Annotated in this window: 15 protein-coding genes and 1 pseudogene; 9 read left to right on the forward strand and 7 right to left on the reverse strand. The window is 58.3% G+C overall.

Translation table 11 applies throughout. The features are described 5' to 3' along the window. Both VEV40_RS03980 and VEV40_RS03985 read right to left on the reverse strand, forming a co-directional pair. Positions 1-185: pseudogene (locus VEV40_RS03980) on the reverse strand (hypothetical protein); the annotation flags it as partial. 17 nt (positions 186-202) lie between these two features. Next, on the reverse strand, positions 203-973 hold the full coding sequence (locus VEV40_RS03985) for a class I SAM-dependent methyltransferase (RefSeq protein ID WP_324830337.1): 771 nt from the start codon (positions 971-973) through the stop codon (positions 203-205). A 149-nt stretch (positions 974-1,122) separates the two neighbouring features. On the opposite strand from VEV40_RS03985, the gene VEV40_RS03990 reads away from it, so the two are divergent. From VEV40_RS03990 to VEV40_RS04025, 8 genes are all read left to right on the forward strand, one after another. Continuing rightward, positions 1,123-2,481: a Gfo/Idh/MocA family oxidoreductase gene (locus VEV40_RS03990; RefSeq protein ID WP_324830339.1), complete on the forward strand. Its 1,359-nt coding sequence runs from the start codon at positions 1,123-1,125 to the stop codon at positions 2,479-2,481. 23 nt (positions 2,482-2,504) lie between these two features. Beyond that, the gene (locus tag VEV40_RS03995; protein WP_324830340.1) at positions 2,505-3,449 is read left to right on the forward strand and encodes a DUF1080 domain-containing protein; all 945 of its coding nucleotides are present in this window, start codon (positions 2,505-2,507) and stop codon (positions 3,447-3,449) included. Between the two features lie 14 nt (positions 3,450-3,463). Further along, complete coding sequence (locus VEV40_RS04000) at positions 3,464-4,705, forward strand: Zn-dependent hydrolase (RefSeq protein ID WP_324830342.1); 1,242 nt, start codon at positions 3,464-3,466, stop codon at positions 4,703-4,705. 86 nt (positions 4,706-4,791) lie between these two features. After that, positions 4,792-6,123, forward strand: coding sequence for an NAD(P)-dependent oxidoreductase (locus tag VEV40_RS04005; RefSeq protein ID WP_324830343.1), 1,332 nt, complete (start codon positions 4,792-4,794; stop codon positions 6,121-6,123). Next, positions 6,110-7,525 (forward strand): NAD-dependent dihydropyrimidine dehydrogenase subunit PreA, encoded by a 1,416-nt coding sequence (gene preA, locus VEV40_RS04010; RefSeq protein WP_324830344.1) that lies wholly within the window; start codon positions 6,110-6,112, stop codon positions 7,523-7,525. Before VEV40_RS04005 ends, preA begins: the two co-directional genes overlap by 14 nt. Beyond that, entirely contained in the window at positions 7,503-8,963 is a 1,461-nt protein-coding gene (gene hydA / locus VEV40_RS04015; RefSeq protein WP_324830346.1) for a dihydropyrimidinase, read from the forward strand. Before preA ends, hydA begins: the two co-directional genes overlap by 23 nt. Beyond that, a complete protein-coding gene (locus VEV40_RS04020; protein ID WP_324830348.1) occupies positions 8,960-10,390 on the forward strand; it encodes an NCS1 family nucleobase:cation symporter-1 in 1,431 nt (476 codons plus the stop codon). The genes hydA and VEV40_RS04020 overlap by 4 nt, the downstream gene beginning before the upstream one ends. After that, complete coding sequence (locus VEV40_RS04025) at positions 10,387-11,763, forward strand: aspartate aminotransferase family protein (RefSeq protein WP_324830349.1); 1,377 nt, start codon at positions 10,387-10,389, stop codon at positions 11,761-11,763. Before VEV40_RS04020 ends, VEV40_RS04025 begins: the two co-directional genes overlap by 4 nt. Before the next feature lie 91 nt (positions 11,764-11,854). On the opposite strand, the gene VEV40_RS04030 is transcribed toward VEV40_RS04025, so the two are convergent. From VEV40_RS04030 to VEV40_RS04040, 3 genes are all read right to left on the reverse strand, one after another. Continuing rightward, positions 11,855-13,405 (reverse strand): CoA-acylating methylmalonate-semialdehyde dehydrogenase, encoded by a 1,551-nt coding sequence (locus VEV40_RS04030; protein WP_324830351.1) that lies wholly within the window; start codon positions 13,403-13,405, stop codon positions 11,855-11,857. 100 nt (positions 13,406-13,505) lie between these two features. Then, positions 13,506-15,080, reverse strand: a complete 1,575-nt coding sequence (locus VEV40_RS04035; protein ID WP_324830353.1) for a hydantoinase B/oxoprolinase family protein — start codon at positions 15,078-15,080, stop codon at positions 13,506-13,508. Continuing rightward, a complete protein-coding gene (locus tag VEV40_RS04040; RefSeq protein ID WP_324830423.1) occupies positions 15,077-17,050 on the reverse strand; it encodes a hydantoinase/oxoprolinase family protein in 1,974 nt (657 codons plus the stop codon). Before VEV40_RS04040 ends, VEV40_RS04035 begins: the two co-directional genes overlap by 4 nt. A gap of 121 nt (positions 17,051-17,171) precedes the next feature. Between VEV40_RS04040 and VEV40_RS04045 the strand changes: the two genes are divergently transcribed. Further along, entirely contained in the window at positions 17,172-18,419 is a 1,248-nt protein-coding gene (locus tag VEV40_RS04045; protein ID WP_324830354.1) for an MFS transporter, read from the forward strand. Positions 18,420-18,466: 47 nt separating this feature from the next. On the opposite strand, the gene VEV40_RS04050 is transcribed toward VEV40_RS04045, so the two are convergent. Together VEV40_RS04050 and VEV40_RS04055 are read right to left on the reverse strand one after the other, a co-directional pair. Continuing rightward, positions 18,467-20,863 (reverse strand): C13 family peptidase, encoded by a 2,397-nt coding sequence (locus VEV40_RS04050; protein WP_324830355.1) that lies wholly within the window; start codon positions 20,861-20,863, stop codon positions 18,467-18,469. A 22-nt stretch (positions 20,864-20,885) separates the two neighbouring features. Beyond that, positions 20,886-21,275: a hypothetical protein gene (locus VEV40_RS04055; RefSeq protein ID WP_324830356.1), complete on the reverse strand. Its 390-nt coding sequence runs from the start codon at positions 21,273-21,275 to the stop codon at positions 20,886-20,888. Positions 21,276-21,519 lie beyond the last annotated feature (244 nt).

Here is a 21,519-nt window from a genome sequence, read left to right on the forward strand (position 1 = left end):
CCATCATCAATAAAGTAGAGGGAAACTTCGCGAACGAGACCAGCCGCGATTAGCTCTTGAATTAAAGACTCCAGACATGAAGCCGTTTCCGGCAGCACTTCTTCCTCGTTGTAGCAAGGAACAACGATCGCCAATCGCTGCAACAGGACTCTGGCGAGCATGGATGGAGGCAGTGTCGTATTCACAGGAACTCGTTCGGGTTCTATCGCGTCATTCTCCGGTACAAAAGTACACTCGAATGTTTCCACATAGCCAGCTTTGACACCAACCCGACCGGAAGAGGCGCAAGCACCTGCGTCCTCAGCCGGTAGAGCACTCCGGCAACATCGGCAATCGGCTCATTGTCCGCGACCCGCGCCTTTGCCACTGCTGGCGATAGCGCCTGGACCTGCTCCTCCGCCACATACAGCATGACGTTGTGTCGGTACCAGGCTTCCACTTCTGAGCAGTCCCTAATTGCAGGCCGGACGAAATCAAACGGCACATATCCATGATTCCGGAACAGCGCGCGCCAGAATTCATAGGGTTGCTCATTGATATGGTTCTCTCCGCCCTGCCCCGGAATGGCCGCTGAGAACAAAACCATGCTGCTGTGCCTGACAAGGTTCTCAACCAGGGTCTCGCTCGCGGACGTCGGCAGGTGCTCACCTACTTCAAGACACTGCGCCAGATCGAAGCCCCGTTTCAGATCAAATGACTTGGTAATGTCCTGTGCGCGAAAATTTTCTTCTGGAATCAGCAGCGATTCCTTCTGCACATACTCGCCATCAACGCCCAGATAATCTGCAATTCCTTGATGGCTGTACTGCCGCAGCCACGCACCCGCACCACACCCTACATCTAGCACGCTCTTTGTACCCAGCGTCTCAACTACAAGAGGAACAACCTTTTGCGCGGACCGCGTCGAGCCTTCCTGAATGTAGCGAAAGAAAGCGTCGTCATAGAGATAGGTGCCGGATGCGCTCGAATTCACGAATGGGTTTCCTGTCAGTCCTCACTATATCGTGAATCCAAATTCACGCTGTCCTAAAATCGGCACCCATTGAAGCATGTAACTCAGTCAGTTACTGTATTCACGACAGAAAAATGCGCCACAAAATTTACTTGTAGGAGATTGCCATTATGAATAAAGCCCTTTTCTCTCGACGCGAGTTCCTGCAAACCACTGCGGGAGCGGCAGGAGCTTCCCTGCTCACCGGTTCAAATTTTCTCGAAGCTGAACCAATACCGTCCTCGTCTCAGTCAGTCGCTCCAAGCGACCGGATACGTTTTGGCATCATCGGCGTTGGGATGGAAGGCTCGAACCTGCTCACTACCGCGATCCAACTTCCAGGAGTGGAATGCGTCGCCGCTGCCGATCTTTATGACGGCCGTCATGAATTATCAAAGGAAATCGTCGGCAAGCCGATCCGCACAACCCGCCGCTATCACGAACTACTCGACTCCAAAGATATCGACGCCGTTATTATCGCTGTCCCCGATCACTGGCATAAACAGGCTGTAGTCGATGCACTGGCCGCAGGAAAAGACGTGTATTGCGAAAAGCCCATGTCACACAATCCGGCAGACGGACTGGCCATGGTCGCAGCAGCGAAAAAGACAGACCGCATCGTGCAGATCGGCGCACAGCGCACCAGTTCTGTTCTTTGCGCAAAAGCGAAGGCACTTTTCGAACAGGGCGCTATCGGCGACATGAACCTGATCGAGGCGACCTATGGACGCAACGATCCCAATGGCGCATGGGAATATCCGCTGCCCACTGACCTGTCTCCCCAAACTCTCGACTGGGATACATGGCAGGGAACTGCCCCGAAGATACCCTTCGATGGGTATAGGTTCGCGCGCTGGCGCTGCTGGAAGGAATACGGAACCGGCGTGGCAGGCGACCTGCTGGTCCATCTCATCAGCGGCATGCAGTTTGTACTCGGCATCAACGAGCCGCCGAAGAAGGTGTCTGCTTTTGGCGGCATCTACCGCTGGAAGGACGGACGCAATATGCCGGACGTGCATCCTGTCCTTTTCGAGTATGACAACGTGCCCGTCTACATGCGCCTGAGCCTGGGATGCGAGTCCACCGAGGTCACGCGCTTTCAGGGCTCCAAAGGCGTCATCGAGCTGCGCGAATTCAGCGTCAGCTATACCCCACAGTTCGGAGTCGATACCTCTCCAAGCTACTATTCCGCCTCCTTCCCTGCCGCCATGAGGAATGCCTACGTCAAGGAGTGGCATGAAAAACACGATCCGACGCCCGGGCAGGAACCGGCCCTTGAAACCATTACCTACAACGGCAATGATTATGACGATCTAAAGCCGCATCTCTGGAAATTCTTCGAAGCAGTCCGCTCGCGTAAGCCAGTCTTGCAGGATGCCGTCTTTGGCCACAATGCTGCGCTCGGATGCCATCTCGCAAATGAATCGTATTTCCGCGGAACTCCGGTTTATTGGGACGCGGCATCAGGGACCATCAAATCACTCGCATGATTCAACCCAGAGAGGCCGATTCAATGAAATTCCAGAAACTGATTTTTGCCGCTGCATTCGCCATCTTGTTTACCGCCGCTCCCGGCTTTGCTCAGAACACAAATGCGAAGCCGTTCCTGGGCCGATGGGACCTGACACTGAAAGCTCCCGACCATGAATATCCCTCCTGGCTGGAAGTCAGTGAGGAAAACGGCCAGCTAAAAGCGCGGATGGTGGGGCGCTGGGGCAACGCCCGTCCGCTCCCCAAAGTTGACGTTGCAAATGGAACCCTCACCTTCGTCTCGCCCAAAGAAGAAGAAGGCAGCAAATCCGACCTGGTTTTTCAGGGTAAGATTGTCGGCAAATCTCTGTCCGGAACCGTAAACGGCCCCGATGGAACCACATGGCAATGGGTCGGTGTGCGAGCGCCCTCTCTCGTGCGGTCCTCCGAGCCGAAGTGGGGCAAACCCGTTCAACTCTTCAATGGAAAAGACCTGACCGGCTGGACGATGAGCAATCCCGGCCCTCCCGTTTGGACAGTTCGCGACGGACTGCTGATTAGCCCCGGACATGGACCCGAGCTTATCAGTAATTCGAAATTTCAGGACTTCAAGCTCCATGTTGAGTTTAACTGTGGAAAAGATGCAAATAGCGGAGTTTACCTTCGCGGCCGCTATGAAACGCAGATTGAAACCGAGTCACAGGACGAGCCGCCCAGCCATCATACCGGCGGTATCTACGGCTACATCGCACCTTCACCGGAATTGCCGCGCAAAGCCGATACATGGCAGACCTTCGACATCACGCTCATCGGTAGAAAAGTCACGATCGTGCAAAACGGTCAGACCATCATCAACAATCAGGAGATTCCCGGCATCACCGGCGGCGCTGTCAATAGCCACGAAGCGATGCCCGGGCCAATCTACCTGCAGGGCAGCGAAAAAGGCCATGTCGAATTCCGCAGCATCGTGATCACGCCAGCTGAATAGAATCGAGGCTGGCAATGGTCGACCCAAAGACAGTTTTGCAGAACCTTGAAGAGCTGCGCGCCCTCACAGCCGACGAGCAGGGCGCGCAGCGGTTGGCTTGGTCTCAAATCTGGCTCAAAGCGCGCGCATGGTTCGAAGAAAGATTGAAGAGTCTGCCCGTCGAGCATCATTACGACGCTGCAGGTAACCGCTGGATAACGCTGCCGGGCAAATCGGACAAAGCGTTGGTCATCGGCAGTCATCTCGACTCCGTCCCCAACGGCGGCTGGCTCGACGGCTGTCTCGGAGTGCTGGCGGGACTTGAAGTCCTCACCAGCCTCGCCAATGAATACAACGGCAAGGCGCCATGCACAGTGCGCCTTGTAGACTGGGCCGACGAAGAAGGCGCGCGCTTTGGCCGCAGCCTCTTCGGATCGTCCGCCTTTGCCGGAACCCACACCGTTAACGCCGACCGCGTCCGCACCGATCGCGACGGCACAACCCTCGAAGTAGCGCTGCGAAACTGTGGCATCGATGTCGAACGCATCGGCGGAGCCAGCCGTGAGCAGAAAAATATCGCCGCATACCTCGAACTGCACATTGAACAGGGCCCGATTCTCGAAAAGCTAGGAAAGCCGCTCGGTGTCGTGCTGGGCACCAAGGGAGTCGAGCGCTGGACCATCACGTTTCACGGACAGGAGGCGCACTCCGGCTCCACGCCCATGGAAGCGCGACGCGACGCGCTCGCCTCAGCCGCAAAGCTGGCTCTGGAGATACGCCCCATCGCCCGCAAGCACCCGCAGTCAGTTGCGACCATGGGCAGTGTCAAGACATTCCCCGGCATCGTGACCGCCGTAGTCGGTAGATGCGAAGCCACGCTTGACATGCGCGATCTCGACGCAAACATTCTCGCCGGAATGTTGCGTGACGCTCGTGAAGCTAGCGAACGCTTCGCGCAGGAAGAGCGCTGCTCCGTGGAGTGGTCAAAGATATGGTCGATTGAGCCAATTCCCTTCCATCCCGAACTCATCAAATTGTGCGAAGAAGCGGTCACCGAAACCGCAGAAGTCTCCGAAAAGCTTCCCTCCGGTCCCCTGCATGACGCGGCTGAGGTCGCGCGCCTCGGCATCCCAACCGTGATGATGTTCGTGCAGTCTCTTAACGGCCTCAGCCACAATCGCGCCGAGGACACAAAGCGCGAGCACCTCGAGCTGGCGGTTGTTGCGCTAAATCGCCTTGCCGAAAAAACTATCCACTGGATACAGCAGCACGGCTGAAATGACGAGCCTTTGCCGCTTGCGATAGAAATATATTGCATAAGCTGGGCTTCCAGCCGCCAGCGCGGGAGAGCCTTGGGAAATCGATGAGCGAGCCTACAAACTTCTTCGAGCAGGCACCGGACGCGCCTGAAATCGCAGCCCGCTTCCCCGACCTGCATCCGCCATTCAACAAAACCGTCGCGCTTACTGAAGCCAACCGCTGCCTCTACTGCTTCGACGCGCCCTGCACCGCTGCCTGCCCTACGCATATTGATGTGCCGCGCTTCATCAAGAAGATCGCCAGCGGCAATATGGATGGGTCAGCAAAAACCATTCTCGATGCCAATATCCTAGGAGCAAGCTGCGCCCGCGCCTGCCCGGTCGCCGTGTTGTGCGAGGGCGCCTGCGTCATGCACCGCTACAACAGGCAGCCCATCGCAATTGCGCGACTGCAGCGCTTTGCCATGGACAGTTTGTATGAAAGCGGAGCGTTGCTTCCCTTCTCGTCTGGAGCGGACACCGGCAAGTCAGTCGCTCTCATCGGAGGTGGCCCCGCATCACTTGCCTGCGCGGCCGAGCTCCGCCGCCGCGGCATCCGCGCGGAAATCTTCGACGCGCAACCGCTGCCGGGTGGTCTGAATACCTACGGCATAGCCGAATACAAGCTCCCTCTGGCGGAGAGCCTGCGCGAAATCGATATGCTTGCGCAACTCGGCGTTCAATTTCATTTCGATGTCACAGTCGACGCGAAGATGCTGGGCGAACTCGAAGCCTCGCACGATGCAGTCTTTCTCGGCCTCGGCCTGGGCGCGATCCACAAGCTTGGCATCGTTGGGGAATCGTTAGCCGGCGTAACCAACGCGCTCGATTACATTGCGGATTACAAAAGCGGAAAGATCACGTCCGCGCCAGCACACGTCGCCGTCATCGGAGCCGGAAACACCGCGATCGACGCCGCCAATGCAGCCGCCCGCCTGGGCGCGAGCGAAGTCCACATTGTTTATCGCCGTGGCCCTGAGCAGATGTCGGCCTTCGCATACGAGTACGAGAACTCGAAGCTTGAAGGTGTGAGGTTTTTGTGGCACACACAGCCTGTCAGCATCAACGGAAATGGCATAGTCGAATCTCTCCGCCTCGCGAAGCTTGACGACTCTCTCTTGCCAAAACCCGAAGAGGACTTCGACATACCGGTCGATCTCGTCATCCTCGCTATCGGGCAGTCCACGCATACAGAATTTCTGGCAGACGACAACATCAAGCTCGACCACGGACGCATCCTCATCGACCGCGCAACCGGCCAGACCTCAAATCCAAAATATTTCTCAGGAGGCGACTGCACGAATAGCGGGCGCGAAGTAGTCGATGCTGTGGCCGATGGCAAGCGCGCTGGCGTCGGAATCGCCGCGTGGTTGGAGGAACAACATGCCAACGCTTGAAACCACCTTCGCCGGTATCCCGTGTTTGAATCCGTTCTGGCTTGCCTCCGCACCTCCAACCAACTGCGGTGAGCAAGTCATGCGCGCCTTTGACGCAGGTTGGGGCGGCGCTGTCTGGAAGACCATCGGCGAACCAATCACCAACGTCAGTTCGCGCTACTCATCCATCGACTGGAATGGCCAGCGCATGATGGGCCTCAATAACATCGAGCTCATCAGCGACCGCCCCATCGAAGTCAATCTGCGCGAGATCTCCGAAGTAAAGCGCCGCTACCCAAAACACGTCGTTATTGCATCGCTGATGGTCGAATCAAAGCGCGACGCATGGCATGAGATCGTGCAGCGTGCCGAAGACGCAGGCGCCGATGGACTCGAACTCAACTTCGGCTGCCCGCACGGCATGAGCGAGCGTGGCATGGGCTCAGCCGTCGGTCAGGTGCCGGAGTACTGCGGCCAGATCACTGAATGGGTGAAAGAGAAAGCGGGCACGCCGGTCATCATCAAGCTCACGCCCAACGTCACCGACATCCGCATGCCAGCGCGCGCCGCAAAACAGGCAGGAGCCGACGCTCTTTCCGCCATCAACACCCTCAATTCCATCACCGGCATCGATCTCGACACGCTCGAGCCACGCCCGAACGTCGATGGCAGAAGCTCGCATGGCGGATACTGCGGCCCGGCAGTCAAGCCCATCGCGTTGAATATGGTGCAGCAGGTCATGTCAGACGAGCAGGCCGCGCTGCCCATGTCCGCCATCGGCGGCATCGGTTCATGGCAGGATGCAGCCGAGTTCATGCTGCTTGGTGCAGGCACAGTGCAGGTCTGTACCGCGGTCATGCACTATGGCTATCGCATCGTCGAAGACATGGCCGACGGTCTGCTCGCATGGATGCGGCAAAAAGGCTATGAATCACCCGATGACTTCCGCGGCCTTTCATTACCTAGAGTCACCGACTGGAAGCATCTCAACCTCAACTACAAAATCGTCGCCCGCATTCATGAAGACAAGTGCATCGGCTGCGGCCTTTGCTACATTGCCTGCTGGGATGGTGCGCACCAGTGCATCCATGTGGATCGCACCCTGCCCGCTCCGGACACATCGCGCACGCCGGATATCGTCGCAGCGGAAAGCGCGCGCCGCATCAGTACAACGCCAATCCCCAAGCTCGATCTCAACGGCGTTGGCGAAACCGGTCCATACCCAACGCCGCTCGCCCGCATCCCCCGCGTCGACGAGCACGAGTGCGTCGGCTGCAACCTCTGCTCACTCGTCTGTCCAGTGCCCGATTGCATTACGATGGAGCGCGTCGATAATGGACAGTCGCCGGAAACATGGGAAGAACGCGTGAACGCCGGCGTGGCTACAGAAAGCATGGCCGATGCCGGCAACCCGAATCTTTAGCGAGTACGATGTAGGAGGCGCAATGGGAACGCTGATCAAAAACGGCACGGTAATGAACTCGGATGGATCAGGAAAAGCCGACGTGCTGATGGAAGGCGAAAAGATCGCGCAGGTCGGCGGCAGCATCGATCCGAAGAACCATACAATCGTTGATGCCTCAAATCTGCTCGTCATGCCTGGCGGTATTGACGTTCACACCCATCTCGACATGCCCTTCGGCGGCACCGTCTCAGCCGACGACTACACTTCCGGCACACAGGCCGCAGCCATCGGCGGCACGACGATGCTCATCGACTTCGCTCTTCAATCGCAAGGCCACACCATGCGCGAAGCTTTCGATACGTGGCGAAAGAAATCAGACAACAAAGCCTGCATTGATTTCTCTCTGCACATGGCGGTGACCGACCTCGGACCCGGCGATGGCGCGCAAGGGCTGCGCGAGATGGAAGAGATGGTCGCTGAAGGCATCTCCAGCTTCAAGCTCTTCATGGCCTATCCCGGCGTGCTGATGATCGATGACGGCTTGATGTTCCGCGTGATGCAGAAAGCGGCGAAGCTCAATGCGCTCTGTTGCATTCACGCCGAGAACGGCAGCGCCATCGACATCGTGGTCGCGCAGATGCTGGCTGAAGGCAAGACAGCGCCACACTATCACGCGTTGTCCCGCTCGCCGAAAGCCGAAGCCGAGGCTACGCACCGGTCTATTGCTCTTGCTGATATGGCCGGGGCAGCGGTCTACATCGTGCATCTCTCAAATGCGTATGCGCTCGACAACCTGAAGTTCATGCAGAAGCGGGGCGCCAGGGCGCTTGCCGAGACCTGCACGCAATATCTCGTTCTTTCCCTCGAAGACCAGATGCCCGGCAAAAGCTGGGATGAAGCGAAATTTGTTTTTACTCCTCCTCTGCGCGAGAAGTGGAATCAGGAGCCACTTTGGAACGCGCTCAAAGACGGTTCGCTGTCTGTCGTCTCCACCGACCACTGCCCCTTCCGCTTTGCCGACCAGAAATCGCTCGGCCGCGAGAATTTTGCCAGGATTCCGAACGGTGGCCCGGGCGTCGAAAACCGCCTGCAAATCATCTGGCACTACGGCGTCAACGCAGGACGCCTCACGCCTGAGAAATTCGTCGAGCTATGCTGCACCGCGCCAGCGCGCATCTTCGGCATGGAAAAGCAGAAAGGATCCATCAAAGCCGGCCTAGACGCCGACATCTTGCTCTGGGACCCCAATGCCGACTACACCATCTCCGCCGCAACTCAGCGCATGGCCACCGACTACTCCATGTTTGAAGGTTGGAAAGTGAAAGGCAACGCAGCCAAAGTTTTTTCGCGCGGTGAACTTGTAGTCGATAACATGTCGCAGCCGGGCAAGTTTCTCGGTACAACCGGACGCGGACGCTTCGTCAAACGCGAAGCCAACGCTGGAGGCCTTGCTTGATCCCATCCGCAGCCGAGCTTGCTCCAGACCCGCGCCTCTACAACAAAGACCTCGCGCCCACCGAGCCAGCGCGGCGCACCTGGAGCACCTACAACTACATCGCGCTGTGGTTTTCCATGTCGATGGCCGTAACGACATACATGCTCGCGTCGTCGCTCATCGCCGGCGGCATGAACTGGAAGCAGGCCATCTTCACTATCCTGCTTGGCAACCTCATTGTGCTCATTCCCATGCTGCTCAACGCGCATGCCGGAGCCAAGTACGGCATCCCGTTTCCTGTCTTCGTGCGCGCATCGTTTGGCCCCATCGGCGCAAACATACCGGCAATACTTCGCGCCATCGTTGCCTGCGGATGGTTCGGCATCCAGTCCTGGCTGGGCGGAGAAGCCATCGCCGCCATGGTCGGTGTGCTTCTCCCGCAGACTATTCACATGCCCTGGGTACTGTGGATATGCTTTCTCGGCTTCTGGCTGCTGAACATGGCCGTCGTGTGGCGCGGCGTTGAATCCATCCGCTTTCTCCAGAGCCTCTCCGCGCCGTTCATGCTGGCCATCTCGCTCGTGCTCCTGTTCTGGATGCTGCATAAAGCAGGCGGCTTCGGCCCCATGCTGTCCACACCCAGCAAATTCACATCGACGCGCAGCTTCCTGCGTTTCTTCTTCCCTTCGCTCACCGCAATGGTCGGCTACTGGGCGACCCTCTCGCTCAACATTCCCGACTTCACGCGCTACGCAAAAAATCAGGACGCCCAGATGATCGGACAGGCATTCGGCCTGCCTGTCGCCATGACGCTCTATTCCTTCATCGGAGTCGCTGTCACTTCGGCATCGACAGCCGTCTTCGGTGAGCCAATCTGGAACCCCATTACCTTGATCGGCCGCATCCACCAGCCCTTCGCGGCCTTCCTCGGCCTGATCGGGTTGCTCGTCGCAACCCTGAACGTAAACATCGCCGCTAACGTCGTCTCACCATCAAACGATTTCTCCAACCTCGCCCCGCGGCTCATCAGCTTTCGCACCGGCGGCATGATAACCGGTTTTCTCGGACTCGCCATGATGCCGTGGAAGCTGATGGAGACCTTCGGCAGCTACGTCTTCGGATGGCTCGTTGGCTATTCCGGCCTGCTCGGCCCGGTCGCTGGCATCATGGTGGCCGACTACTTTCTAGTGCGTGGAACGAAGCTCGATTGCTACTCCCTCTATCGCCGTGGCGGAATCTACGAGTACCGCCGCGGCCTGAACCCCGCCGCGCTCATCGCCCTGGTGATCGGAGTCGTTGCCGCGCTCATCGGACGCTTCGCGCCCTCCGTCGCCTTTCTGTACGACTATGCATGGTTCGTCGGCTTCTTCCTGTCCGGCGCTCTCTATTACCTGATGATGCTGGGCAAGCCAGCCGTCGCAACCGAACGAATCGAGGCCACTCCATGACTCCCCACGAAACAATGACGCAGCCCACTACAACCGAAATGACTTCCGAAGAAGTTGTCCGCATCACGCGCGAGACCAACTACGGCACATGGCGATTTCAAAAAGGTTGGAACCCGCTGCACATCGTTGACTCCGATGGCTGCTACATCGTCGACGCGAACGGAAAGCGCTACCTCGACCTTTCAGCGCAGTTGATGTGCTCCAACCTTGGCCACAAGAACCAGGCCGTCATCGACGCCATTGCCAAGCAGGCTCAGGATCTCGCCTACGTTCTGCCGGGTTACACAACGACCGCGCGCGCCGAGTTGTCGAAGCTGCTGCTTGAAGTTCTGCCGAAAGGGCTGAACAAATTCTTCTTCACTACCTCCGGCACCGACGCCAATGAGGCCGCCTTCAAAATTGCCCGCATGTACACCGGAAAAACCAAGATCATCACGCGCTACCGCTCCTATCACGGCTCAACCGCAGGCTCCATCGCCGCCACAGGTGACCCGCGCCGCTGGGCCATGGAACCACGCGGCAAAGGCCCGGGCGTTATCTTCGGGCCTGAAGTGCATTGCTATAAGTGCCCCATTAAACACACCTATCCCGAATGCGGCATCGCCTGCGTCGACTACATCGAGCACATGATCCGCAACGAAACCGATGTAGCCGCCGCGCTCGTCGAGCCTATCGTCGGAACGAACGGCGTCATCGTCCCGCCCCCAGAATACATGCCCAAGCTGCGCCGCATCTGCGACGATACCGGCGTGCTGCTCATCGCTGACGAGGTCATGAGCGGGTGGGGACGCTCCGGCGAGTGGTTCACTATGAATCTATGGAACGTAACGCCCGATATTCTCACCACCGCCAAAGGCATCACAGCGGCATATGTGCCTCTGGGCCTCTGCGCAACATCGGAAAAAATCGGCGACTTTTTTCAGGACCACTACTTCGCGCACGGTCACACCTATGAAGCGCATCCCATGACGCTGCTTCCCGCCGTCGCCACCATTCGTGAAATGCAGCGCCTCGGCCTCGTTGAAAGAGCGCGAAAGCTTGGCCCGTTTGTCGAAGAGAAACTGAAGGCGCTTAAAGCCAAGCATCCGAGCATAGGCGATGTGCGCGGCAAAGGGCTCTTCTGGGCCGTCGATCTGGTGAAGAATCAGAAAACGAAAGAACCGTTCAATACCTACACCGACAAAGTCTCTGGCAAGCCGCTGCTAGTGGATCAGATCGCAGCAAAAACTCTCGCCGACGGCGTCATCATGCAGGCATGGGTAAGCCACTTCATCATCGCGCCGCCGCTCATTATTACTGAAGAGGAAATTGTCCGAGGCATCGATACCCTCGACAAGCACTTGCACATCGCCGACGAACAGCGTATTGTTTAACGCAAGCTCTAAAACAAATTGTCATCCCGACCGGAGTCGCGGAGCGACGCAGTGGAGGGACCTGCGGTTTCGTTCCCGCTACGAATTCGGCCTACCCCAAAGTGGGCATAGTCGTATCCACACCGGTCCTGATTCCGGTCGGCCAACGGGCCGTCACCGTCTTCAGCCGCGTATAAAAGCGCACTCCCTCCGGCCCATACATCGCGTGGTCGCCAAACAGCGACCGCTTCCACCCGCCAAAGCTGTGAAAGGCCATTGGCACCGGAATCGGAACGTTGATGCCCACCATGCCCGCCTGTACGCGTCGAGCAAAATCGCGCGCCGTATCGCCATCGCGCGTGAATAGTGATGTACCGTTGCCATACTCGTGCTCGTCGATGAGTTGCACTGCGGTCTCGAAATTATTGACCCGCACAACACCCAACACCGGGCCGAAAATCTCTTCCTTGTAAATTCGCATCTCCGGCTTCACATGATCGAAGAGGCATGCGCCGATAAAGAATCCTTCACCGCGCGGCAGCGCGCTCTTGCGCCCGTCAACAACAAGCTCCGCGCCTTCCTTCCCACCAAGCTCAACATAGCCGTTCACTCTCTCAAGTAGCTGCTTCGTGATAAGCGGTCCAAAATCAGCATCATCCTTTACGCCATCACCGACTAAAAGCCCGGCGACGCGGCTCTTCAGTTTCTCAATCAGCTTGTCTGCTGTCTGGCTTCCCACCGCGACCGCCACGCTGATCGCCATACACCGTTCTCCGGCCGATCCGTATGCCGAACCCACAAGAGCATCCGCCGCCTGGTCGAGATCGGCGTCAGGCATCACCACCAGATGGTTCTTTGCACCGCCCAGCGCCTGCACGCGCTTTCCATGGTTGGTGCCCTCGCGATACACATACTCTGCAATCGGCGTGGAACCAACGAAGCTCACCACCTGGATCAACGGATGCGCGAGGATCGCGTCAACAGCGACCTTGTCGCCGTGCACAACGTTGAATACGCCATCCGGCAAGCCCGCTTCCTTCAGCATCTCCGCCAGCAGAATCGATGAGCTCGGATCACGCTCGCTCGGTTTCAGAACAAATGTGTTCCCGCATGCCAGCGCAATAGGAAACATCCACAACGGCACCATCGCCGGAAAATTGAATGGCGTGATGCCCGCAACCACGCCCAGCGGTTGACGCATCGACCAGCTGTCAATCCCTGTCCCCACCTGCTCGGTGTACTCGCCCTTCAATAGCTGCGGAATTCCGGTGGCGAACTCAATCGCTTCCAGCCCGCGAGTGGCCTCGCCGCGCGCGTCAGAGATTACCTTGCCATGCTCGCTGTTAATCAGCGCAGCAACTTCTTCCATCCTGCGCTCAAATATCTCGCGAAAGCGATACATCACACGCGCGCGCCGCAGCGGTGGCTGTGCAGCCCATTCAGGAAACGCCGCTGCAGCTGCCGCAACAGCCTTGTCTACCTCGGCATCGTTGGCCAGCGGCACAAGGGATTGGACCCGGCCCGAAGCAGGATGAAAGACATCAGCAAACCGCCCAGACGATCCCTCAACACGATCCCCGGATATCCAGTGAGTGATTTGCTTTACATTTGTATCGACTGCCTTAGGCGATGCTGCAAGCGGACACGCGGTAACAGCGGGCATAGGACTTCTCCTTGCGGAAAGAACTTCCCATGATAACGCGCCATATGCAAATCAGGCACACGACACATTGCTTCCCTCCCAAGCGAGAACCACATTGCAATTAAGACTTGCCCCAGCCTCCGCCGCCCGGAGTCTCCACGCGAACAACATCTCCTCTGGCTGCGCGAATGCTGCATTTGCCGGAAAGCTGTTCCCTCTTTCCTTCATGCAGAATGGAGACATTTCCCGGCGTCCCATCTGCTCCGCCATTCAGTCCATAGGGTCCCATCCTTTGCCGATCAGCCAGCACCGTCACCTGCGCGTCAGTGAGCAGTTCTATCTCGCGGATCAATCCATCCCCGCCGGTAAAGCGCCCCTTGCCACCCGACCCGCGCCGATAGCCGTAACGCACCACGCGAAAGGGATATGCGTACTCCAGCGCCTCAACCGGAGTATTCAGCGAGTTCGTCATATGCGTGTGAACGCCGGAAACGCCATCGCGATCAGGCCGCGCGCCCATCCCTCCTGCTGTTGTCTCGTAATAGGCAAACGGACGGCCATAGCGCGGATCGATGCCACCTATCGTAAGATTCGACATCGTACCGCTGCTCGCTGCAGGCACACGGCTCGGCGCAATCTTCGATAGCGCGCGCAGTAGCACATCCACAATGCGCTGCGAAGTCTCAACGTTCCCGCCCGCCACCGGCGCAGGCACACGCGCATTTACTACCGTGCCCTCCGGCGCGATAAGCGTAATCGGCCTCATCAACCCCGCAGTGGCCGGAGCGTGCGACGGCAGCAGGCAGCGGAAAACATAGTAGACAGCCGAATAAGTGACCGCCAGCACCGCATTAATGCTGCTTTTTACCTGCGCATCCGTACCCGAGAAATCAACCGTGACATTCGCAGCGGCTGGATTGATCGTCAGCTTTACACGGATGCCGACAGGCCCGCTCCCGTTGCCGTCATCATCCAGAAAGTCCTCAGCCTCGAACTCGCCTGCGGGCATGCGCGCAATCTCCGCGCGTGTTAGCTGTTCAGAGTAATCAAACAGCTCCTGCGTCAAGCGTCTGATCATCTCAGGCGAATACTTGTTCATTACTTCGCCCAGCCGCAGTTCACCCACGCGGCACGCCCCAATCTGCGCCTGCAGATCGCCATCCCGCTCCAGCGGAGTGCGGACATTGCTCAGCAGAATTTCAAGCATCGAACGGTCAATCGTGCCTCCGCAAACAATCTTCACCGGCGGAATCCGCAAGCCCTCCTGATAAATCTCGCGGCACAGTCCCATCGATCCCGGATACCGTCCGCCAACATCGGCATGATGAGCGCGCGCCGCAACATAAAAGATCGGCTGCGACGCCTCTTCGCCAAACACCGGCATCACCATCGTGATGTCCGGCAGATGCGTGCCGCCGCGATACGGATCATTCAGCATGGCAATGTCTCCGCGTTCCAGCGAAAGCGCATCCACAGCGGCTTTCACGGACATTGGCATCGATCCCAGATGCACAGGCATATGGTCGCCCATCGCAATCACTTGCCCCAGGCCATCAAAAATGGCACACGAATAATCGCGCCGCTCTTTGATATTCGGAGAATAAGCAGTCCGCCGCAGCGCCGCGCCCATCTCTTCCGCAATCGAGTGCGTCGCGCTCTGAAAAAGTGAAACGTCAATAGGGCTGATCGCTGTCATCCCACCTCTACCTCAATCATCAAATTTCCGTACCGGTCCACAACCACAGAATCCAGCGGTGGAACCACTGTCGTCGCACTGTACTCGGTAACAATCGCAGGCCCTGCGAAACGATCTCCCGCCCGCAGCAGTTCGCGTGCATACACCGGAGCCTCCACCGGTTCCTCGCTGAAGTAAACCTGTGCCGTTTTGCTCAACGCCTGCCGTCCATCGCCTAGACGGGCTTCATGCGCAGGAAGCTCCCATGGCTCGGCCTCAACGGTAAACCGAGCGCGCAGGCTCACGACCTCAATTGCCCTCTTCGCGTCCGCATATCCATACCGCTTGCGATGCAGCGCGTGAAAACGTTCCGTCGCGCCGCTGTCAGCCGGCACATTCACTTCATAGCCTTGTCCGGCATAGCGCATGTCAATCGACTTGCTCACGCGCCCGGCCAGTCCCTCACGCTCTAACGCAGCGCGGCCCTGCTCTTCCAATTCAAGAAAATGTTCTTCCATTGCGGCTTCGTCATAGCCGAGCATCACCGTTTTCGAGAAATCGCGCACATAGTCAGCCAGTAGAATCCCCAGCGCTGACAGCGCTCCCGGCATCGGCGGCACCAGCACGCGCGGAATCGACAGCGACCGCGCCAGCGCGCAGGCATGCAGTGGCCCAGCGCCTCCAAACGACAGCAGCGTAAATTCTCGTGGATCATGTCCGCGCTCTACTGAGATCACGCGAATCGCTTTCTCCATCGCCGCCTCGGCGAGACGAATCGTCCCCAGTGCGAAATGTTCCACTGATCCCAGCGGGGTGAACACCTTCTCCGTCCAGGAGCGCGTCCGTTCCTTGTCCAGCCGTAATGCGCCACCCAAAAAATTGTCCGCATCCAATCGCCCCAGCAGCAGATTCGCATCCGTTACCGTCGGTCTCTCGCCATGCCCATAACAAATCGGTCCCGGCGCAGCGCCCGCCGACTCCGGCCCTACATGCAGAATCCCACCGTCGTCAAAATAAGCCAGCGACCCGCCGCCCGCTCCAACCGTATGGATGTCCAGCATGGGAACAGCAATCGGCAGTCCGGAGACAGTCAACTCATTCGTCGTCTGCACTTCACCCGCGGTCAGGTCGATAAGCGAAACATCCGTTGAAGTCCCGCCCATATCGAAGGCAATGACCTTCTGCAATCCAGCAAGCGCGGCAACCCGTGCCGCGCCGATCACGCCGCCCGCAGGCCCGGAAAGTACCGTTCGCACCGGCTCTTCCGATGCAACCTCTGCCGAAAGGATGCCGCCAGAAGACTGCATCACATGCAGTGACGCACTCGGATAAGTAGCACTCAACCCCTTATTCAAACCGCGAATATATGACCCGACCTTCGGCGCAAGGTAGGCGTTCACCACAATCGTCGAAGCACGCTCATACTCCCGGAATTCCGGCAAAATCAGATGCGAAATTGAAAGCGGCAAAACCAGCGGTTTCAGCGCTTCAACCACTTGTTGCTCATTCGCGGGATTCGCAAAAGAAAAAAGCAGCGAAATCGCAACCGCCTCAGCGCCGCTTTTATGAATCGCTTCGCGCAGCTCGTTCAATTCCTCCCTCGTCGGTGCGCGCAGAATAGCCCCCTCAGAGCTAACACGCTCCGGAACCCCGAATCGCAACTCCGCAGAAACAAGGCACGGAGGCGGCTCCACAAACCAGTCATATAGCGAGGTCCGCGCCTGCCTTCCAATCGCTATCGTGTCTTCAAATCCTGCAGTCGTCACAAAGGCGACCTTTGCTCCCTTCCGTTCAAGCAGCGCGTTCGTCCCCACAGTCGTACCATGGCGCACGGAGATTGAAGTGCCCAAGGGCGCCGCCTCACGAATAACAGCAAGAATGGCCTCGCCCGGATTGGCAGGTGTTGAAAACACCTTTGCGACCTTCAGAACCCCACGGTCTAGCGAAATACAGTCCGTAAAAGTGCCGCCACTGTCGATAGCGATGCGCATCAATCCATCCGCTCCATTGTTATCAGTAACAGTTACAAATACCCTGTTGCCCCCATGCGATTTTCAGAAGGAAGTTTATCAGCGCCATTGACTGCCAAGAGATGATAATGAGACGGAACGCATGGCCGCCCCTTCACACTCGTCCACTACTTCATCAGGCCCACTGGCCTGGCTGAGTCAATCAAGCACCATGCAGCGCCGTGTATTGCTGGCCGCATCGCTCGGCTGGATGCTCGACAGCATGGACGTCATGCTCTACGCGCTTGTCGTTCCCAGCCTGAGAACAGACCTGCATCTGACAGCCGCGGCAGCCGGCCTCATTATGTCGGCGACCCTCATCTGCGCGGCCATCGGCGGCATTCTCTTCGGCGTCTTCGCCGACCGCTTCGGACGCGCCCGCGCGCTCATCGCCAGCGTCCTCGTCTATTGCATCTGCACCGGCCTCTGTGGCCTGGTGCAGACCGCGATGCAACTCGCTATCTGCCGCATGCTTCTTGGTTTCGGCATGGGTGGAGAATGGGCATCCGGCGCTGCGCTCGTAGCCGAGACCTGGCCCGACCAGCATCGCGGCAAGGCTCTTGCCTTGATGCAAAGCTCATGGGCCATCGGATACGCGCTCGGAGCGACCATAGTAGCCGTCATCATGCCCCACTTCGGCTGGCGGGCCGTCTTCTTCGCGGGGCTGCTGCCCGCCCTCTTCGCGGTATGGATTCGCCGTAAGGTCAGCGAGCCACAACGCTGGACGAAGGTCGCACGCTCAGCCCATCCCAGCCAGATTTTCCACGGACGCAACGGGCGCTACCTCGCCATTGCAACGATAGTCAACGCCGCAACGCTCTTCGCGTGGTGGGGACTCTTCTTCTGGGTGCCGTCCTACCTCTCGCTACCCACATCGCAGGGAGGCCGTGGTCTCAGCATTGTGCAGACCTCCACCTGGACCATTCTTATGCAGGTTGGCACTTTTCTCGGCTACGTCAGTTACGGATTTCTCGCCGACCGCCTCGGGCGCAAGTGGGTTTATGTTGGATTTCTCTTCATGGCCGCAATCGTCGGGCAGCTCTATGCGCGCGCAAACAGCGCAACCGAACTGCTCTGGCTCGGCCCGCTTGTAGGCTTTTGGGGAACAGGCTATTTCAGCGGCTTCGCCGTCATCGCTGCCGAACTCTTCCCTACTGCGATTCGCGGCACAGCGATGGGTTTCGCCTATAACACTGGACGAATCGCCAGCGCCGCGGCACCGCTCCTTGTAGGCAAAGCATCCGACCAGCACGGCATGGCCGCAGCCCTGAGCATCACTTCAATCAGCTTTTTTGGTGCCGCACTGCTCGCCCTCGCCATTCCCGAAACACGCGGTAGACCACTGGAATAGCGCCCCGCCCGCAGGTTCGCAGAACGGAGCGCCATCCAATACTTCAACTAGAACTGATTATCAGCAGTATTCAGTAACCAGCCGCCGAAGCGCGTGCCGTTTGGCTGCATAATCGGCGCGTTCATCGTATTCCCCGACTGCCGCAGAAGGCCCATCCCCCACGGGCTGGTAATCAGCACTTCTGACACCGGACCACCCTGATAGCTCGCCGCCGTCCCGAAGTGGTTGTCTCCGGTGTTCAGCAGCCAGCCGCCAAAGCGTGTTCCGTTCGGCTGCATCATCGGCGCGCTCATCGTGCTGCCTGCGAGCTTCAGAATGCCCAGCCCCCATGCGCTGTAGATCAGCACTTCCACCTTGCCGTCGCCGTCGTAGTCCGCAGCCGCGCCAAATGTGTTCTGTGACGTCTCCAGCAGCCAGCCGCCAAAGCGCGTCCCATTCGGTTGCAGCATTGGGCACGACATCGTGCTGCCGCTCAGCTTGAGAATGCCGATGCCCCACGGGCTCGATACAAGGATCTCCGCCTTGCCGTCGCCATCATAGTCACCTGCGCGTCCCAGGCTGTTGTTCGAGGTGTCCAGCAGCCAGCCGCCAAAGCGCGTCCCATTCGGCTGCAGCATTGGGCATGCCATCGTGCTGCCGGAAAGCTCAAGAATCCCGATCCCCCACGGGCTGGTGATCAGAATCTCAGCCTTGCCGTCGCCGTTGTAGTCCGCCGCCGGCCCGATGTAGTTGATGTTCGTCTCCAGCAGCCATCCGCCAAAGCGCGTCCCATTCAGTTGCAGCATCGGGCACGACATTGTGCTTCCGCTCAGCTTGAGAATCCCAATGCCCCACGGACTGGTGACAAGAATTTCAGCCGCGCCGTCACCGTCGTAGTCTGCTGCAGGACCGAATGTATTGTCAGCCGTATTTAGCAGCCACCCGCCAAAGCGCGTCCCGTTCGGTTGAATCATCGGATTGGTAAACGTGCTCCCTGCAAATTTCAGAATGCCGATGCCCCATGGGCTCGAGATAAAGACCTCCGCTTCACCGTCGCCATCATAGTCGGCCACCGGGCCAACCACGTTGTCGGCAGTGTTCAGCAGCCAGCCGCCAAAGCGCGTCCCATTCGGATCGAGCATCAGTCCGGCCATGGTATTGCCCGCTTCTTCCAGCACACCAATGCCCCACGGACTCGTCACCACAATCTCGGCGCACCCGTCCCGGTTCACATCGCCCACCTGCGTTGGCAGATACGGCGTAATTCCCAGGAACATATTGGCGCCGCAGCCCGCAGGTTGGTCTGCATACTGCGGATCGTCATCCGATCCCGTGTCATTCGCTTTGGCCCAGTCGCACGCCGCCTTCATTGAGACCATCCCATCCAGATTGTGCGGCGGTGGAGAAGCCAGAGCCGCGCCCGCGGGCGTCTCACCACACAACGCCTCAATCAGCGCCTCTGCCCACGGGTCGAACTGCGCCGCGCCGTCTGACTCAGTATTTGCGTCAACCGCCGATGCAAACACCGTATTCACCGCCGTGCTCTTCTGCAGCACACCGCTCTGGAACGCCCCCGAATAGCACTGCTCCATCGATACAAACAGGCTGCGATACGCTGGCAGCCCCGACAGCATCGTCCCAAACTGCGAAGGCGTAATCACCGTCGAATTGTCCACGCACAGCCCGGAAGGCGAGCCGTGATTGTTCGTGTGGATCAGCAGCAGGTCCTTCGGCTTCAGCTTTCCAGCCAGCGTGTTGAATACCGATTGCAGATTTGCCGTCGTCGCCGAAGAGTGCACCTGCATCTGGTAAGGCGTGTTGTTGCCCACCCAGTTCCCTACCGGATTCGACGCGTCCGTTGCACCAATCGTGCCGTTGTAGCAAAGAACATAAATGTTGCTCGCCGTGAAGCCATACACATTCACCAGCGTCCGCCACATGAACTCAAGATCTTCAACGTGGCGCATGTTGGAAATCTGGCTGGTAAACAGAATTGCGTAGCGCTGTTCCTGCGCCTGCGAGATTCCCGGCAGCACATTCGCCTTTGAAACCCTGTTCGCCAGCAGCGGAAACGTGGGCTTGGTAATAGGCGGCTTTTGAATCGGCGCGTGGAAAACTTGAAGCTCCGTCTCCCCCGCAAGATTCGGCGGGAAAATCGCGTCTTCCTGATACAGCAACGCTCCTGTCGTGGGGTCGTAAAACCGGTAGACGCATGGATGTCCCCAGTTCGCCTGCGGCTTCAGATCGACGAAGACCAGCGCGGCCGGTTGCTTCACAACTAGCTGCGTGTCTACAAGGTTGAAGGTGTGACCTTCAGGAAAGACATGCGGTGAAATGGCTAGGCGTACCACGCCTGCCTGTTCCTGCGTTAAAGACGCGAGCGCGTCCTGCTTCATAATCTCCGCCACTTGCGGCCCCAGCGGAGGTAGCGGAGGCAGCGGACGGATGGGTAATTGTGTGCTCATATGGCTTTCCTCTTTCTATCTGTCAGTGTTGGGAAAGCGGCCGGGAGATCGGAAGCAACCGCCAGTCGTCGATGTCGGGTGATCGCCACACGACTCTCCACGTTGGCGGCAGCGCCCCGAAAAGCGGGGGGCGGTCGCTGTCTATCAAAGTAATGTTTCTGGTGACCGGATTAATCAGCAGGTAGCGGCAGGGATGCATCCAATTCGCCCCAGGCTTGCGGTCCACGAAGGCAAGAACAAACGGATCGCTGCGTTCGTACTTGCTTCCGCCAATCGCAATCTGCCCTGGCGGCCTGAGCTGTTCATCGAGATACACAACCGACCTCGCCCGCTCCGCGTCCGTAAGCTGGTCGACAATCAGCGCATCAAAATTACGGAAGTCGGGCTGTCGCTCAGTTGCAGTTTGGACCATACACCGCCCTCTCTGCTGCGGCTTTGGGGAGCAGTAAACCAGGGCCCGTCAATCAGAGCCCGCACGCGGACGTTATTGCGAGAAATAGTGCGGCGCAGTTCCAGACCGTTTCAATAAGTCCAACAGGAGATTTGGCAATGCTCCGAAAGCAGCCTCCAAGCTATACCCATTTGCCTTTCCCGCATATAAAAAAGTGATGACAGAAATCTGCACGAAAAGAGTGCCCTGATGCAGCTATGCAAGC

This window comes from Alloacidobacterium sp. (assembly GCF_035631355.1).
Lineage (GTDB): Bacteria > Acidobacteriota > Terriglobia > Terriglobales > Acidobacteriaceae > Alloacidobacterium.

Bases quoted from the DNA above. Each gene is read 5' to 3' on its own strand.
- VEV40_RS03990 (WP_324830339.1), top strand. From the start codon at position 1,123: ATGAATAAAGCCCTTTTCTCTCGACGCGAGTTCCTGCAAACCACTGCG.
- VEV40_RS03995 (WP_324830340.1), top strand. From the start codon at position 2,505: ATGAAATTCCAGAAACTGATTTTTGCCGCTGCATTCGCCATCTTGTTT.
- VEV40_RS04000 (WP_324830342.1), top strand. From the start codon at position 3,464: ATGGTCGACCCAAAGACAGTTTTGCAGAACCTTGAAGAGCTGCGCGCC.
- VEV40_RS04005 (WP_324830343.1), top strand. From the start codon at position 4,792: ATGAGCGAGCCTACAAACTTCTTCGAGCAGGCACCGGACGCGCCTGAA.
- preA (WP_324830344.1), top strand. From the start codon at position 6,110: ATGCCAACGCTTGAAACCACCTTCGCCGGTATCCCGTGTTTGAATCCG.
- hydA (WP_324830346.1), top strand. From the start codon at position 7,503: ATGCCGGCAACCCGAATCTTTAGCGAGTACGATGTAGGAGGCGCAATG.
- VEV40_RS04025 (WP_324830349.1), top strand. From the start codon at position 10,387: ATGACTCCCCACGAAACAATGACGCAGCCCACTACAACCGAAATGACT.
- VEV40_RS04030 (WP_324830351.1), bottom strand. From the start codon at position 13,405: ATGCCCGCTGTTACCGCGTGTCCGCTTGCAGCATCGCCTAAGGCAGTC.
- VEV40_RS04035 (WP_324830353.1), bottom strand. From the start codon at position 15,080: ATGACAGCGATCAGCCCTATTGACGTTTCACTTTTTCAGAGCGCGACG.
- VEV40_RS04040 (WP_324830423.1), bottom strand. From the start codon at position 17,050: ATGCGCATCGCTATCGACAGTGGCGGCACTTTTACGGACTGTATTTCG.
- VEV40_RS04045 (WP_324830354.1), top strand. From the start codon at position 17,172: ATGGCCGCCCCTTCACACTCGTCCACTACTTCATCAGGCCCACTGGCC.
- VEV40_RS04050 (WP_324830355.1), bottom strand. From the start codon at position 20,863: ATGAGCACACAATTACCCATCCGTCCGCTGCCTCCGCTACCTCCGCTG.
- VEV40_RS04055 (WP_324830356.1), bottom strand. From the start codon at position 21,275: ATGGTCCAAACTGCAACTGAGCGACAGCCCGACTTCCGTAATTTTGAT.